The organism is Bacillus cihuensis (assembly GCF_000504145.1).
Lineage (GTDB): Bacteria > Bacillota > Bacilli > Bacillales > DSM-1321 > Peribacillus > Peribacillus huizhouensis.
Genome location: NZ_KI632495.1, coordinates 2,345,985 through 2,362,201 on the forward strand (window position 1 = coordinate 2,345,985; position 16,217 = coordinate 2,362,201).

Annotated in this window: 13 protein-coding genes and 1 other annotated feature; of the genes, 4 read left to right on the plus strand and 9 right to left on the minus strand. The window is 38.4% G+C overall.

Annotated features, from left to right (window positions below):
- The first annotated feature begins 256 nt into the window (after nt 1–256).
- Entirely contained in the window at nt 257–673 is a 417-nt protein-coding gene (locus V179_RS0117000) for a GyrI-like domain-containing protein (protein WP_028392548.1), read from the plus strand.
- Nucleotides 674–840: 167 nt separating this feature from the next.
- On the opposite strand, the gene leuS is transcribed toward V179_RS0117000, so the two are convergent.
- Together leuS and V179_RS0117010 are read right to left on the minus strand one after the other, a co-directional pair.
- Nucleotides 841–3,255, minus strand: coding sequence for a leucine--tRNA ligase (leuS, locus tag V179_RS0117005; RefSeq protein ID WP_028392549.1), 2,415 nt, complete (start codon nt 3,253–3,255; stop codon nt 841–843).
- 84 nt (nt 3,256–3,339) lie between these two features.
- Nucleotides 3,340–3,571 (minus strand) — a binding site (T-box leader).
- Nucleotides 3,572–3,684: 113 nt separating this feature from the next.
- A complete protein-coding gene (locus V179_RS0117010; protein ID WP_028392550.1) occupies nt 3,685–4,884 on the minus strand; it encodes an MDR family MFS transporter in 1,200 nt (399 codons plus the stop codon).
- A 429-nt stretch (nt 4,885–5,313) separates the two neighbouring features.
- On the opposite strand from V179_RS0117010, the gene V179_RS0117015 reads away from it, so the two are divergent.
- Nucleotides 5,314–5,868, plus strand: coding sequence for a shikimate kinase (locus tag V179_RS0117015; protein WP_028392551.1), 555 nt, complete (start codon nt 5,314–5,316; stop codon nt 5,866–5,868).
- A 161-nt stretch (nt 5,869–6,029) separates the two neighbouring features.
- On the opposite strand, the gene V179_RS0117020 is transcribed toward V179_RS0117015, so the two are convergent.
- The 3 genes from V179_RS0117020 to V179_RS0117030 form a co-directional block, all read right to left on the minus strand.
- Complete coding sequence (locus tag V179_RS0117020; protein ID WP_028392552.1) at nt 6,030–6,293, minus strand: YtzC family protein; 264 nt, start codon at nt 6,291–6,293, stop codon at nt 6,030–6,032.
- 184 nt (nt 6,294–6,477) lie between these two features.
- Nucleotides 6,478–7,215 (minus strand): MerR family transcriptional regulator, encoded by a 738-nt coding sequence (locus tag V179_RS0117025; RefSeq protein ID WP_028392553.1) that lies wholly within the window; start codon nt 7,213–7,215, stop codon nt 6,478–6,480.
- A gap of 271 nt (nt 7,216–7,486) precedes the next feature.
- A complete protein-coding gene (locus V179_RS0117030) occupies nt 7,487–9,172 on the minus strand; it encodes a methyl-accepting chemotaxis protein (protein WP_028392554.1) in 1,686 nt (561 codons plus the stop codon).
- A gap of 165 nt (nt 9,173–9,337) precedes the next feature.
- On the opposite strand from V179_RS0117030, the gene V179_RS0117035 reads away from it, so the two are divergent.
- On the plus strand, nt 9,338–10,492 hold the full coding sequence (locus tag V179_RS0117035) for a GNAT family N-acetyltransferase (RefSeq protein WP_028392555.1): 1,155 nt from the start codon (nt 9,338–9,340) through the stop codon (nt 10,490–10,492).
- A gap of 244 nt (nt 10,493–10,736) precedes the next feature.
- Nucleotides 10,737–11,447 carry a hypothetical protein gene (locus tag V179_RS28225; RefSeq protein WP_051405000.1) on the plus strand — a complete coding sequence of 237 codons (711 nt, stop codon included), beginning with the start codon at nt 10,737–10,739 and terminating at the stop codon, nt 11,445–11,447.
- 55 nt (nt 11,448–11,502) lie between these two features.
- Here the strand turns inward: V179_RS28225 and V179_RS0117045 are convergent, their stop codons facing one another.
- From V179_RS0117045 to V179_RS0117060, 4 genes are all read right to left on the minus strand, one after another.
- A complete protein-coding gene (locus V179_RS0117045; RefSeq protein WP_028392556.1) occupies nt 11,503–13,470 on the minus strand; it encodes a methyl-accepting chemotaxis protein in 1,968 nt (655 codons plus the stop codon).
- A 320-nt stretch (nt 13,471–13,790) separates the two neighbouring features.
- Complete coding sequence (gene arsC, locus V179_RS0117050; protein ID WP_028392557.1) at nt 13,791–14,210, minus strand: arsenate reductase (thioredoxin); 420 nt, start codon at nt 14,208–14,210, stop codon at nt 13,791–13,793.
- 25 nt (nt 14,211–14,235) lie between these two features.
- Nucleotides 14,236–15,531 (minus strand): arsenic transporter, encoded by a 1,296-nt coding sequence (locus tag V179_RS0117055; RefSeq protein WP_028392558.1) that lies wholly within the window; start codon nt 15,529–15,531, stop codon nt 14,236–14,238.
- A 17-nt stretch (nt 15,532–15,548) separates the two neighbouring features.
- The gene (locus V179_RS0117060; protein ID WP_152534750.1) at nt 15,549–15,899 is read right to left on the minus strand and encodes an ArsR/SmtB family transcription factor; all 351 of its coding nucleotides are present in this window, start codon (nt 15,897–15,899) and stop codon (nt 15,549–15,551) included.
- Nucleotides 15,900–16,217: the final 318 nt, after the last annotated feature.

A 16,217-nucleotide genomic window follows, 5' to 3' on the forward strand; every position in this document is an offset into this window, starting at 1 on the left:
AGTAAAATGTATTTCCAATACTTACCTAAAAATATTTCATACAAAACGAATATGGCATTACACCAAGGATCCATCCTGTAGCACGCTACACTCACAATGGTGACGGTGCGGAGCTAGAATTTTTTATGCGTTCTAAGGTAAGATCAGTATACCTAATTCATTGATTGGCTATATTAGTAAGTCGAGAAGTTATGATAAAATGGGAAGTATATCATAGAGATTGGAAAGTTGCATAAGGAATAAGGAGGAGATTGTGATGAAAACGAGGATTGAAACGATTGAAGGTTTTTGGGTAATAGGCTATAAACACGTAGGTACTACCGCTGAAATCCCGCAAATATGGGACAAGTTAAACGCAACCTTAAAAATCGATAACATTTCAGCGGATACGTTTTACGGTGTCTGTATCGATTTTGATCGTGAAGGGAAACTACACTATCTTGCAGGCATTCAAGATTTAGTAGATCGGTCTGATGTAGAAAAAGTAAAAATTGAATCAGGGCGCTATATTGTTGCTACTGTGGAGAATGGCATTCCAGGCATCAAACCTGCTTTCCAAGCTCTGCATGAGAAAACAGATGTTCAATTCAGATTTGCCCCTAACTTCGAGAAGTATTTGTATCCAGCAAGTGCAACGGACAATGTGATTGAGGTTTGGATGCCAATTAAATAGATCGATACTCCCTCAGCAAAAAATAAGTTCTATTGACATTATCGACCACGAAATAGCGCAATTCCTCATCTATTTGGTTTTTCACGCTATCTCCTTCTTCTAGGTCTGCGCACAAAAAAAACTGACCCACTAAAGACTAAACAGTCAGAGTGAGTCAGTTTTTTTATTTAATTCGCAACGATGTTCACTAATTTACCAGGTACCGCAATGACTTTACGAACGGTTTTTCCGTCGATTTGTTCTTTAATAGCGTCTTCGCCCATGGCGATTTCTTCTAGTTTTTCTTTCGTTGTGTCTGTTGGTACCATTAGTTTTGCTTTCACTTTCCCATTAATTTGGACAACGATTTCGACTTCGTTGTCGATCATTTTTGCTTCATCATAAGCAGGCCATGTTTCGTATGTGACTGTTTCTGTAGCCCCGAGTCTTACCCATAGTTCTTCAGCGATATGTGGAGCAACTGGTGATAACATTTTCACGAAACCTTCTATATATGGTCTAGGGAGTGTGTCCGCTTTATATGCATCATTGATAAAGACCATTAATTGCGAAATTGCTGTGTTGAATTTCAAAGTCTCGTAGTTTTCTGTAACCTTCTTCACCGTTTGATGGTACACTTTCTCAAGCTTGCCGCTATCATCTGTATCGACAATTTTATCTGTCAGTGTGTCGTCGTCATTAACAAGTAAACGCCATACACGGTCAAGGAAACGACGAGCGCCATCAAGTCCATTTTCAGACCAAGCAATCGATGATTCCAAAGGTCCCATAAACATTTCATATAGACGTAGAGTATCGGCACCATGGCTATCCACGATATCATCTGGGTTTACTACGTTTCCTTTTGATTTACTCATTTTTTCATTATTTTCTCCCAGAATCATTCCTTGGTTGAAAAGGTTTTGGAACGGTTCAGATGTTGGAACAACGCCAATGTCATACAAGAATTTATGCCAGAATCGCGCGTACAATAAATGAAGGACCGCATGCTCGGCACCACCAATATACATATCAACTGGCATCCATTCTTTTATCTTTTCCGGATCAGCAATCGCTTCTGTATTGTTCGGATCGATATAACGTAGGAAGTACCAGCTGCTTCCTGCCCATTGTGGCATCGTGTTTGTCTCACGACGACCTTTTCTGCCATTCTCATCAGTTACATTCACCCAATCATGGATGTTCGCAAGTGGCGATTCACCTGTACCGGATGGCTTAATATCTGTTGTTTTCGGTAATAGAACAGGAAGATCAGATTCTTTAACTGCTTCTGTTGTACCATCTTCCCAATGAATGATTGGAATCGGTTCTCCCCAGTAACGTTGACGGCTGAATAACCAGTCGCGAAGACGGAATGTTACTTTCTTCGTACCAATTTCTTTTTCCTCCAACCACTTAATCATCGTTGCGATTCCTTCTTCTTTATTTAAGCCGTTTAGGAATTCGGAATTCACATGCACACCATCGCCTGTATACGCTTCTTTCGTCACGTCCCCGCCTGCTACGACTTCTTTAATTGGCAATTCGAATTTCACTGCGAATTCATAATCGCGTTCATCATGAGCCGGCACCGCCATAATAGCACCTGTTCCATAGCTCATTAGTACATAATCAGCAATCCAGATTGGCATTTTTTCACCATTAACTGGGTTGATGGCAAACGCTCCTGTAAATGCACCTGTTTTGTCTTTTGCCAAATCCGTACGTTCAAGATCCGTTTTATTTTTCACTTCAGTAATATATTGTTCTACCGCTGCTTTTTGCTCAGGTGTAGTAATCGTGTCAACAAACGGATGCTCAGGAGATAACACCGCATAGGTTGCACCGAATAAAGTATCAGGACGTGTCGTGAAGACGGTAAACGTATCATCATGACCGTCAATATTGAAAGTCACTTCAGCTCCTTCAGAACGTCCGATCCAGTTACGCTGCATATCTTTAATATTTTCCGGCCAATCTACTGTTTCAAGATCGTCAAGTAAACGGTCTGCATATGCTGTGATTTTTAACACCCATTGTCTCATCGGGCGTCGTTCAACCGGATGCCCTCCACGTTCACTTACTCCGTCGATGACTTCTTCGTTCGCCAAAACCGTGCCAAGCGCAGGACACCAATTGACCGCTACTTCATCAATGTACGCCAACCCTTTTTCAAAAAGCTTCGTGAAAATCCATTGCGTCCATTTATAATAGTCTGGATCTGTTGTATCAATTTCCCGATCCCAATCATAAGAAAAACCTAATGCCTTAATTTGGCGGCGGAATGTGTTGATGTTATGCTGCGTGAATTCCGCTGGATCATTTCCTGTATCAAGTGCATACTGCTCTGCTGGAAGTCCAAAAGCATCCCAACCGATTGGATGAAGCACATTATAGCCTTGCATCCGTTTCATCCGTGCTAAAATATCGCTTGCTGTGTAGCCTTCTGGGTGACCAACATGAAGTCCAGCCCCAGATGGATATGGGAACATATCAAGCGAGTAAAATTTCCGTTTGCCGGTTTCTTCACCCGTTTTAAACGTTTTATTTTCTTCCCAATATTTTTGCCATTTCTTCTCTATCGACCTATGTTTAAAACTCATTCTTGTTTCCTCCTCATTTTTAAGAATAACCATCATCGGTCCTTCCCATAAAAAAAGTCCATAAAAAAACCCCTCATCCCTATAAAAAGGGACGAGAGGATTATGTATCTAATCAACCCGCGGTACCACCCAAATTGGCGACATAACAACCATCGCCCCACTTAAAAATCCGTAACGCGGATGAACGTCAAGCATTACTATTCCTTCATGCCTGAAACTCAAAAGGCGAGTTCGCGATCACTCCTGGTTGACTTGCACCATCCGTCAACTCTCTACACAGGTTCTAATCGGTACTACTCCTTATCACTGTCTGTATTAGAATATTTAGTTATATAGTCATTCTAGTGAATTTTCACAGGAAAAGCAAGGGCTCTTTCCTATTATGATCATGTTTTTCTTACTATATGCATGATTTTTAGAATAGGTTCCTTATTTCACAGGAAAGACTGAGCCGTTGCCTTCGTTTACTCTCTTTTGCATTTTATCGAAAATAAAAACAGTTCCGATGGCTAAGACGACAAATATCGTTAATACACCGAACATCATATCCATTCCATTCGTATCAACAAGGAATCCTCCGAGAAGCGGACCGATCATTCGACCACCTGTAGCCGTACTGTTGACAATGCCTTGATAAAGTCCCACTTTTCCCTTTGTCGCAATCTCTCCTGCCACAGCTGGAACTGCGGGCCAAACGAACATTTCACCAATCGTTAAGATGACCATTGCCGTCATGAACCCCGCAAAGCTGCTTGATGTAGCAGCCACCGCAAACGAAAGAATAAAGATGATCATGCCGAAGATTAGCTGGATTTTCAATGTTTTCGCAAACCATTTAATCACGATTGCCAAGAGCGGCTGCGCAAGTACGATAAATGCACCATTGACTGTCCATAGTAAGCTGTACTGTTTAAGTGAAATTCCAATTTCCTGTGTATATGCTGCGATTGTCGATTGCCATTGAACATAACCAATCCAGCACAAAAAATAGCCAAGACATAACACAAGCAATGGATAAAGCATTTTATTAGAAGGTTTAGTCGATTGTTTTTCCTGAAGGATGGACGTTTGTACCGCTGCATCCCCTTTGATCCCTCTAAATCCAACGAGAGCAACAAAGAAAAATAATACGTACATCACTGTATTGGCAAGAAACACATATTCAAATGAATAGGAAGCAATCACTCCGCCAAGAGCTGAGCCTACTGCAACACCAAAGTTTTGGGCAACATAAACAGCATTATACGATTTTCTGCCGCCATCCTTCCAAACGGTACCAGCCATTGCGAAAATAGCCGGAAACACGATACCTGTTCCAAATCCTGAAATCGTTAAAAAGATTAAATATGGCAGAAATTCATGATTCCAAGCCATTCCAACAGAAGACAATAATGTGATAATCACGCCAGCCATTGCAGTCTGGTAACCACCAAACTTATCAAACAGTCCACCGCCACAAAGATTGCCGACAACACTTGCAAGGGCATTAGCAAGCAAAACAAGTCCTGCCATCGATAGCGTTTTTCCTAAATGTTCATGAAGATAGATTGTATTTAAAGGCCATAAAAACGAAGAAGCAGTCACATTCAGGGTCATTCCAATAATTAAAACCCATAAAGCACGCGGCATCATTATGCACCTGATTTCTATATATATTTCAACAACTATCCTAGTTTAGTGGTTTTCTTCGGGAGGCGCAATACTTTTTTTAGCAGCAAAACCATACATCATAGACTGTTAATTCAGCTAAGCGTGCTAGCACTCACTTGCCTACATACAAAACTACTATAGCGTTAAAACGCCACCATTTACTATGAAGGATTCATCCCGTAGCACGCTACACTCACCTAATCACAATGGTGACAGTGCAGAGCTAGATTTTAGAGTCCTTTCTTAATAACCATAGTAGATAGGCTCGCGAAGCCTCGTCCCCAAATCCTTCATAAAATTATTCAACATTCCAAAAATACAGTGTTATCCATTAACCAAATCCTTTACAATAGTGACATGTAGTTTTTGTCGAACAATAATAGGATTAGGTGAAATGAGGGCAGTGGAATGAATCATGACAATAGTAGTTTTAGAGAAAAAAGCGTTGTATTGATCGGATTTATGGGTGTTGGTAAAACTACGATTGGTGAGATGGTTGCTAAGAAATTATATCGAGATTTTATTGATATAGATCAGGAAATTGAAAAAGAATACAATATGGCAACTTCTGAAATTTTCCAAAAAATTGGCGAAAAAGCATTTCGTGAAAAAGAGAAAAGTGTAATTAGCACATTTAGTAAACAAAAGCTGAAAATCATTTCTGTAGGTGGAGGGGCTTTTTTACAGGAAGAAATACGAAAAGTTTGTTTAGAACATTGTATTGTCATTTATTTAGATTTATCTTGGGAATCATGGAAGGAAAGAATCAGCCTTATCATCGATAGCCGGCCCGTATTGCAAGGGCGTTCCATTGAAGAAATTGAAGAACTTTTTAATTCTAGAAAACCGATTTATTCGCTTCATAATTCGAAGGTAGATACGGACAATCTTGAGGCTGACGAAGTTGCCGACTATATCGTCGATTCATTAAAATTAGCCTGGGATCTTCATGAACCACGCTAAAGTCTAAAATACAATCTGATCCCAACCCTATGATGATAAAGGGTCAGATTCTCAATTTGTATATGAAGGTGGCATTGCGAAGCTCCGCCCTTTTGAAGAGGTCAGACTTCCACTATTTATTGTGGGGTCTGACCTCGTTAATTTAATATAGACTCATTTTCTTAGCGATTCAGCACAATCATATTGTGTTGCATCTGCTGGATTTGATTTCTCATAAGTTTTAATTGTTCTCTTTGTTGCAGATTTCCACTGGCAGCAAGTGTTTCAATTTCATTTGCAGCGTTTTGTAGTAAGGCCTGTGCTTCAACATATGACACATCATTATAATGCTCTTGCTTTGCACCTTGTGTATACTCGTCAGAAGCAATGCGTAATACCTCTTCACATTGCTGTAGGCAATTTGCTACCGATTGTCTTGTCGCCATATTCCTGCCCCCTACACAACTAAATTGATGATCTTCACCATCTCTGTTATTTTGACCTTCTTCTCTGTGATTATCATCGGGAAGAAAAGGAATTTACAAAATGAATAAATGGATAAAGAATATCAAAAAATTATTTTAGGAGCAGATTATTAAGTCTTTCCATATTGAAGAGTTCTTCGTTTTATTATTTATTCGTATTTGCATAAACAGCCATTGCGTCACGCATGAATGCTGCTAAGCCTTCGCCAAATTGATCAATATTTTTTGTAAACCGCTCATCATCCACATACATTTGGCCAAGTCCTTTGAAAGCTTCAAGTGAGTAGTTGCCCATCTTGTTTAGCAAATCATACCATTCTTTAATGGCTGCTTGTGCATCGGGTGAGGCAGGTGATTCTTGTCTGAATTCAGCAAGATTACGGTAGATTTCGTTCATTTTTGCCCCCATCGCTGCTTGTTTCTCTGTTGACATTTTGCCTAGTTTCACCTTCGATTGATCAACTGCCTCATCGCCCCAACGTTCACGCGCTTCTTGCTCATACGGATTTTGACTAAAATCAAAGCCTTCAAATTTTTCTTTATTAGTCATTTTAATTTCTCCTTTTGTAAAAGAAATGGTTTTATCAATCGTCCTGATCATCGCATCCAGCCGATTACGCTTCTCGAGTAGCAGTTTACGGTGCATGGAAAGTGCCTCTTCTTGGTTAAATGAAGGACTGCTGATAATTTCTTTAATTTTCTTTAAAGGGAAGTCGAGCTCTTTGAAAAACAAAATTTGCTGCAGTGTACTAAGATTTTCATTGGAATACAATCGATACCCCGATTCGGTTATCGTATCCGGGGATAATAACCCAATCTCATCATAATGATGTAGTGCGCGCACACTTACTCCAACTAAATCAGCTACCTCTTTTACTTTCATCATTTGTTTTCCCTCCCTCTGATCTTGACTATAAGATATCACGTAACGTTAGAGTCAACAGATTTTATAAAATAGGCTTTTCGTAAAGATTGTTGTTTTTAGCAAGTAACAAATTCAAGCCGATGTTGATTGTAGTGGCAGGTGCGAGACTCCTAAGACCGCCCGCAGAAAGCGAATACCTGTAACGGAATTCAACCCAGATTAGTAGTAAATGCAACAAAGTATACGAAAACAGCCTAAAAGAAGGATTAACAAACTAGAGGAAATGAAATTATACTTTAAACCTAGAAGTCAATTCTTGAAGTTCTTCGGATAAAGATGATAGAGATATTGCTGCAACTAAGATTTCCTCCATCGACGCTAGCTGTTCTTCAGTTGCTTTTGCAATTTCATCTGTATGACTAGCGGATTCCTTTGTCGCATTAGAAATTTCTTCGATTGAACGTGAAACATTACCAAAACCAGAACTCAACTGTTGTGAAGCGGAAGCAATTTCTTGAATTTGCGAAGATACTTGATCAATGAAGTCGATAATCTCTTTAAATTGGCTTTCAGCTTCAGTGGATAATTCTAAGCCAGAGAATACATTTTGTTTGACAGTCTTAATATTATCAACAGTTACTCTAGTTTCCTGCTGAATATTATGTACAACTTCATTAATCTGATTAGCTGAGTCATTGGCTTGTTCAGCTAGCTTCTGTACTTCCTGAGCGACCACTGCAAATCCCTTACCAGCTTCACCAGCCCTTGCAGCCTCAATCGTCGCATTTAATGCAAGCAAGTTTGTTTGATTGGCAATATCATTAATGATGGAGGTAAAATTATTGATCTCCAGTGCACGATTTGCAAGTGAATGAACGCCTTCGTCTGCTAATTCAACAGATACCTGAATATTTTCCATTTGCACTCCTACCTGTTGTATCGACTGAGAACCATTTTCTGCTTGCTTTTTCATGACTAATGATGCTTCTGCTACCGTTTTTGTATTCGAGCTAATCGTTTCAATCCCTAAAAGAGCTGATTTAACAGAGTCCAAACCTTGTTCAGTCATACTTGATTGATGATTGCCGCTATCTGATATTTCCTGCATCGTAGTTGAAACGATTTCTGATGTAGCTTTGGATTCTTCTGCATTGGCAGTGAATTCATGTGATGAAGCTGCCACTTGCTCAGAAGACCTGCCAATTTGTTGCATGATTCCGCGAAGTGAAGTAATAAATTGATTAAATGTTGCGGCAAACTCACCAAACTCATCTTTATTTTTGATCATAATCGCCTTTGTTAAATCTGCTTCACCTTGAGCGATGTCTCGCATCTGTTCATTTAAGATCATTAATGGTTTTATAATCGAAACTAATAGGATGATTCCAAGTGTAGACCCAACGACGGATGAAAGGATTGTAATCACTAAAATAACCCTTTTGCCAATTTGTGAAGTGCTATCATACTCTTCGGTTAAATTAGCAACTTCTGTTTCTAATTGTTCGACATATTGATTAATGGATGGGTCTAATATGTTTTTCCTTAGTGTTCTTTCTTCCCCAAAATGAGTTTCTTTTGCTGCTTGTGGATTATTCGTATAAGACTCGAGGACTTTCTGATTTAGCGACCAGTATTGAGTGAAGTTTTTTGCTAAATCTTCTATTGATTGCTGATACTTTTGATCAGTATCCAAATCCTTTAACTTTTTTATTTTCTGCTCGACATCTTCTGCTTTCGCCTTCATCCCTTCGTAATAATCATTCTCTCCCGTTAACAGAAATGCCCGCTCATCATTTGACATACCTGTAATCCGATATTGGATATGTACAATCGTCTTTTGCATCTCCATTTTCTTTCTAATATCTTCATTTTTCTCTACTGTTCGATTCGTAATCGTACTAGAGATTCCCCCCACAGTTATAATAGATGATACAAGTATTACTAGAATGAGAATTAATTTACTCTGTATTTTCATGTTTGTTCTCCTTTTTTGACTATCTCAATAGTTGTAAAAATAGGACTAGCTCCTTTACTTATATCGTTTATTCAACCCATTATTTTAGTAAGTTAAAGGATTTTTTTATTCTTAAACTGTTCATGTTATCCTGAAGGTATAGAAAATTATTTAGGGGGGCTTTTAATGACTGTTTTCAAATTAAGTGGGGATCAATTACAAGAAGCGATGAAGCTTTCTGAGTATGCCTTTCAATATCAAGTACTCGAGGATCAAATAACGGATCGAATCGAAACGATGAAGCAACACCATCAAATTTATGGGATAAATGAAAATGACCAGCTTGCAGCAAAATTGCATCTTTTGCCCCTTTCCATTTATCTAGGGAAGAATCGACTGAAGATGGGTGGTATTGCTGGTGTAGCTACTTATCCAGAATATCGTCGCAAAGGATTTGTAAAGGAACTGTTAAAAGAAGCTTTATTCCAAATCAAGGACCAAGGCATGAGTGTTTCCATGCTTCACCCTTTTTCCGTTCCCTTTTATCGAAAATTTGGCTGGGAACTATTTAGTAACCGAATGAAATACATATTGAATAAATCAGACCTTATTATGAAAAACCACCCTAGTGGTACGATCAAACGGCTGATGAAAGAGGATCATTCTGCTGTAATAGAAAGTGTTTATGAACAATATGCCGAACAATTTAACGGCATGCTTGTTAGGGAAAAATCATGGTGGCAAAAGAGTGTGTATGGCGGTCAGTTCGTCGCCGTTTATTATGATATTCACGGAAATGCTAACGGATATTTCATGTATAGTGTCCATAATCGAAAAATGAATGTAACTGAATTTATCGCACTAACTAGCAATGCCAGAATAAGTCTTTGGAACTTTATTTGCCAGCATGACTCGATGGTCGATCAAGTTGAATTGACCGTTTTCGAAAGAGAACCTCTGCATTTTATGCTAAAAGAACCCCGAATCAAAGCCGAGCTAACACCTTATTTCATGGCTCGAATTGTAGATGTAGATTCCTTTTTAGCTCAATATGATTTTAAGTGGAATCATATTGAGCAAGGCGTGGTTCTACATATTGAAGATGACTTGCTGTTAGATAATCAAAAGTCGGTTCAGCTGCATGCAGGGGAAATCCTGACCGCTCGCGATACTGATGCTGGAATACGTTTATCTATTAATACGTTAACTGCCATATTATTTGGCTATCAACGCCCTAATGAACTCGTTTCAGCAGGCCTGATTTCAGGTAGTGAAGCGTGCATTGAACAGCTTGAAGCACTTATTCCAAATAGGCCGCCATTTTTTTCTGATTTCTTCTAACTCGGCTAATTCCTACGCTTCATTAATTCATTAGTGCGATAACCAGCTTTGTAGTGATCGCTCTCAAAGGGATTGGGAAGAGCGTTCATAAAGCAGAATGGATACTTTATGAACGCCTTTCTTCTATAATTAACTTTATTCTATTAGAGAGCCGTTGTTCTTTTTGGAGTAAAGCTAAAGGTTCTTCAGGAACAAGCCGTAATTGGTAATCCGTGATCTTCTATAATAAAAGGAGTTGTCACAGTTGTCCCCTAACCATACATTAAACATTTTAAACGGACAATCGATGTATCATTATTTCAAAAAAACACATTTTCTTAATAAAGAAATGATGATTCCCTTTAACGAAGCTATGTGTTTCGGACCCACATCTAGTCAACTATTTTCAGATACATTCATTGCCTTGCGTGCTAAGGTCCATCACATTACAGCCGTTCAATACGAAGAAATCACGATAAAGCCATTGTATCCTCTCTTTCATAACGATTTTACTCATCTAAGATTATGGTTTGATACCGACATGTTTTGTCAAATGAATCTGCTCACCATTCTCGCTTGGCTCGATCAAACAAATCATTCAATGCCAATTGATCTTCATATTGTTGGACATCATTTTGAGCTCTTAGAAAAATTCACGCTGGAACCGATGGGGTATTATGAGCTATACAAGCAAGTTTTAGTGCATAAAATCATGCCGAAATGTATCAGTCCACCCCCTTTAAAGAAGGGAGTCGAACTGTATTTGACCTACCTTCATAAAGATAGTGATCTAATGTTGTATATCCAACAACATCAAAATGTCCCAGAGAAACAACTAGTGCCTGTACTATTGGAAAAATTCACAGAGTATGGGTTAGGAGATACACAGTACATGGAACTTATTCAGAGTAGTCGTAAAAAAAGCGATAACCAAACTTTTTCACACCCACAAAAAAACGATTCCAATACAAAATAGGAATCGTTTTTATCATTCATCTTTTTATTAATTCTACAATAGTTAAAGAAACGCTTTAATACTTAAACACTGCTATTAATTCTTTTAGCTCCTCAGCCATCTGAGAAAGTGACCTCGCTGATGCAGAAATCTCTTCCATAGAAGCCAATTGTTCCTCTGTTGAGGCAGCTACTTCTTCTGAAGTTGCCGCATTTCCTTTTGCCAAGAAAGCAAGTTCATTCGCTATTGAGCTAACCTCTTGAACTCCAGCAGACATCTGCTCTGCCGTAGCTGAAACTTCCTCCATATGGGGAGTTATTTCTTTCATACTATTTAAAATGACTTCGAATTTCTCAAAAGCTTCGTCTGATATAGTTAATCCATTTCGTACATCATTTGTAACTAGAGCCATCTTGTGAACCGAATCCAATGTATCCATTTGAATATCTTGGATTAAGTCAGATATTTGTTTTGCAGAGCTTTGAGATTGATTAGCAAGCTTCTTCACTTCATCAGCTACTACTGCAAATCCTTTGCCATGTTCCCCGGCTCTCGCCGATTCAATGGCTGCATTTAAAGAAAGGAGATTGGTCTGATCGGCAATTTCTGTAATTACATCTAAAATGGACGAAATTTCTTGAGAGCGTTCATACAAGGATTGTATCATTTCATTTGATTCCGTAACCGATTGATGAATCGAATCCATTTGTTCCTTGGTTTTTTGAACAGCTTTCCCACCTTCCTCCGCTTGCATAGTTGTTTGTAAGGACAGTTCAGCAACGTTGGATGCGCTTTCTGCAATATTGGCTATACCTTGCGTGAGCTCATTTAAGGATTCGGCATTTCGATCCACGCCACTTGTTTGTTTCTCTGTACTGCTTGCTACTTCTTGAATCGATACGGCAACTTGTTCGGTAGCTACCCCAGTTTGTTCCGCATTTGCCGTTAGTTCTTCTGCAGATGCAGCAAGTTGCTCTGAACTCAGCTCTACTTTTTGAATGAGAGTTCGAAGGCTTTCCTGCATATCATTAAATGCATCTCCTAATTGCCCAATTTCATCATTAGACTTTATTTCAATCTGCTCTGTTAAATCCCCTTTACTTACAGTTATCACGCTTTCCTTTAACCTTTTAATTGGTTTGATGATAGATTGTACGACAAAATAAACAACTACCGCCCCAATAATGATGGCGATTATTAAAACGGTTAAGGTAGATTTAAAAATGGGCGATGCTGACTCGTCAACCTCAGATACAAGCATAGTACCGCCCAATTTCCAACCTGTTACTTTATTAGTAGTAAAGGCCATTTGTTTGACCTGACCATCGAATTGATATTCAAAAGTACCCTTTTCATTTTTATACATGGTATCAAAGAAACTTTCTTTTGCTTCTGATCCACTTTCTTTCGTAGGGTGTGCAATATAATGCTTATTCCCATCTAGGAGAAAAGCATAGCCTTCTTTCCCAATTTTGACTTCATTCGTTAACTTTTGTAAATAGGTTATTTTAATGTCGATTGCCACAACTCCGGAGCCATCTTTTAACTCTTTGGCAACGGTTACTATCGGATCATTTGTGCCAGCATCCAAATATGGCTCGGTAATAAGAACTTCCCCATTACGTTCTCTAGCATCTTTATACCAGTCTCTTTCTCGGGGATCATAATCCGAGGCTGTCGTTATTTGCGGTTCTTGAACAAACAAACCATCATCTGCCCCAATATAGATGCTTAAAACTTCCGGATGCAAGTTAGCATAATGAGTAAATTGTTCTCTTAATTTCGGAATGGTTGCTTCCTCCAAAAAACTTGATGTAACAGATTCTGAAAAAGTTTGAGCATCATGTATTTTGGGATTAATCGTACTATCTATGATTGAATCCAATAGATTAATATTCTCAGCAGCACTGTTCATTATATCTTCTTTAAGTGCTTTGCTGGCCGATAAATACGCTAATGATCCCACAATTAAAGCTGGAATGATTAATATCACAGCAAAAGAACAGAATAACTTAGTCTTGAAATTTCTAAAAAAATTACGCATTGCATATGGCCTCTTTCTGTTTTTTGATAACAAAATCTAGACAAAGTATATCTACAGACAGGAATCCAAGAACGATACCTTTTCCGTAATATAACAACGGCTGAATTTTTACTAAATGAATAATTATTATATTTATCGACCTATTTTAATAAAATTGTAGAATTATCATTATATTTATTTAATGCACAAAAAAAGAAGCCTGCATGGCAGACTCCTAAGAAGAATAAGTAACCCTTATTATGAACTATGAACGCTAGGGGTAGACAATTTAGTGGTTTACACCAACACTTCCCCAAAGGATTAAATGTAAATCTTTATATTTATTTTCCAGTTTTTGCGAAATGTTCAATTCTATCTCCAATTTCGTCACGAACACGTTGGAAAAATGCCCATTTTTCTTCTTCTGTTCCTTCAGCTTTTGCTGGATCATCAAAGCCCCAGTGTTCACGTTTGATATGTGGAGGAGTTACCGGGCAATTGTCTGCCGCATGTCCGCAAAGTGTTACGATTAAATCAGCATGATTTAATATTACTGGATCAATCACATCAGATGTTTGATGAGAAATATCGATATCTGTTTCTTTCATTGCTTTTACTGCATTCGGGTTTAATCCATGTGCTTCTAAACCTGCACTTTTCATTTCCCACTTATCACCTAAGTGTTTTTTTGCCCAGCCCTCTGCCATTTGGCTTCTGCAAGAGTTTCCTGTACATAAGAAGTAAATCGTTTTTTTAGACATCATTTAATGCTCCTTTTAAGTTAGATTATGAATGGATGATAAGTAACCAAATATATAGACCAACAAGAGTTATTAACAATGTTGGGATCGTTAAAATAATTCCTGTTTTAAAATAAGTGCCCCACGAAATTTTCACGCCTTTTAAAGACAATACATGTAGCCAAAGTAAAGTCGCTAGAGAACCGATTGGTGTAATTTTTGGTCCTAAGTCTGAACCAATGACATTGGCATAAATTAACGCTTCTCTGATTTCCCCAGTTGTGTTTGTATCGGATATGGCCAGAGCATCAATCATTACAGTTGGCAGATTATTCATAAGTGATGAAAGTATCGCTGCAATGAAGCCCATTCCTACTGTTGCAGCAAATAGACCTTGATTGGCTGTCGATTGGATTATATCAGCCAATACACTCGTTAACCCCACATTTCGTAAACCGTATACTACTACGTACATGCCAATGGAGAAAAAGACAATGCTCCATGGTGCTCCTTTGATGACAGTTCTAGTGTTGACTACATGACTTCTTCTAGCCATTATTAAAAAGAAGATAGCCACAATACCTGTGATGATAGAGACAGGTATTCCAATAAATTCACTAGTGAAGTAACCAATCAGTAAGATTCCTAACACGCCCCAAGATAAACGGAACATCTTTACATCACGAATCGCTTCAAATGGTTCCTTGAGTTGTGAAGGATCATAGTTCTTTGGAATACTTTTACGAAAAAAGAGATATAAAACCAAGATACTTGCAGTTAATGCAAATAAGTTTGGTATGATCATTCGTGAAGCAAATTCGGCAAATCCAATCCCAAAAAAGTCCGCAGATACGATATTAACAAGATTACTCACCACTAAAGGGAGTGAAGTAGTATCGGCAATGAACCCACTCGCAATAATAAAAGGGAAAATCATTTTTTCACTGAGCTTTAAATTTCGAACCATCGCTAATACGATTGGAGTCAAAATCAGTGCTGCCCCGTCGTTGGCGAAGAAAGCTGCTACAAGAGCACCCAATATACTCACGTAGACAAACATCCTAACGCCATTTCCCTTAGCGGCCCTAGCCATATGTAGTGCTGCCCATTCAAAAAACCCAATCTCATCTAATATAAGAGAAATAATAATAATTGCTATGAATGCTAATGTTGCATTCCATACGATTGAGGTTACATCTATGACATCATGAAAATGAACCACCCCAACAATCAGAGCTAAGAACGCTCCACCGCACGCTGACCATCCTATGGATAACCCTTTTGGTTGCCATATAACGAGGGTCAGTGTTAATAAAAAGATCATACTGGCTAAAATAACCACTAAAGGCCTCCTCCTTGTTAGTCACAACAAATTCGCTTACCCTGTACTTCTAACTCATCTAATTTATATTGTTGGCTAGGTAAGTCTCTAATAACTGTAGTGATAAATGAGTAAAATGAAGATGATGGGTTTAACGAATAAAAAATCCATTGGCTTCTTCTTGTTTCTTTCACGATGCCACTATCTTTCAACTTTCGTAAATGTTGACTTATAGCCGGCTGGCTCATTTCAAACAAATCAACAAACTCGCAAACACAACATTCATGCTCAGACATAATTTTTATCATGGTTAAACGTGTCTTATCACCTAACAATTTAAGCACGTTTGCTGTTGATTCAATGTCTAATTCTTGATTAGTTTGCATCATTTCCCCACCTTAGATCACTTAATAATTATGTGCTTATATGATAAGCGAAATAAACACTGCTTTTTCCTTCATTATTATATAAGAATATACTTATATGAACAACTATAATTATACCATTGTTGTAAAGCGATAAAGTCATTCTAAGCGATTTTCTATAATGTCCCCCATTTAGTTGAAGAACCAATCTACTTTTTTCTGTAGAAAAGGGGCGGAGCTTCGCAAAGTCGGCTCCGCACCGTCACCTTCATTAGGTGATAAAGTTTTAGAACCTGAACTCTTTTCATCGTAGGGTTGAGAGTAGACGCTTATGGTTGTTTC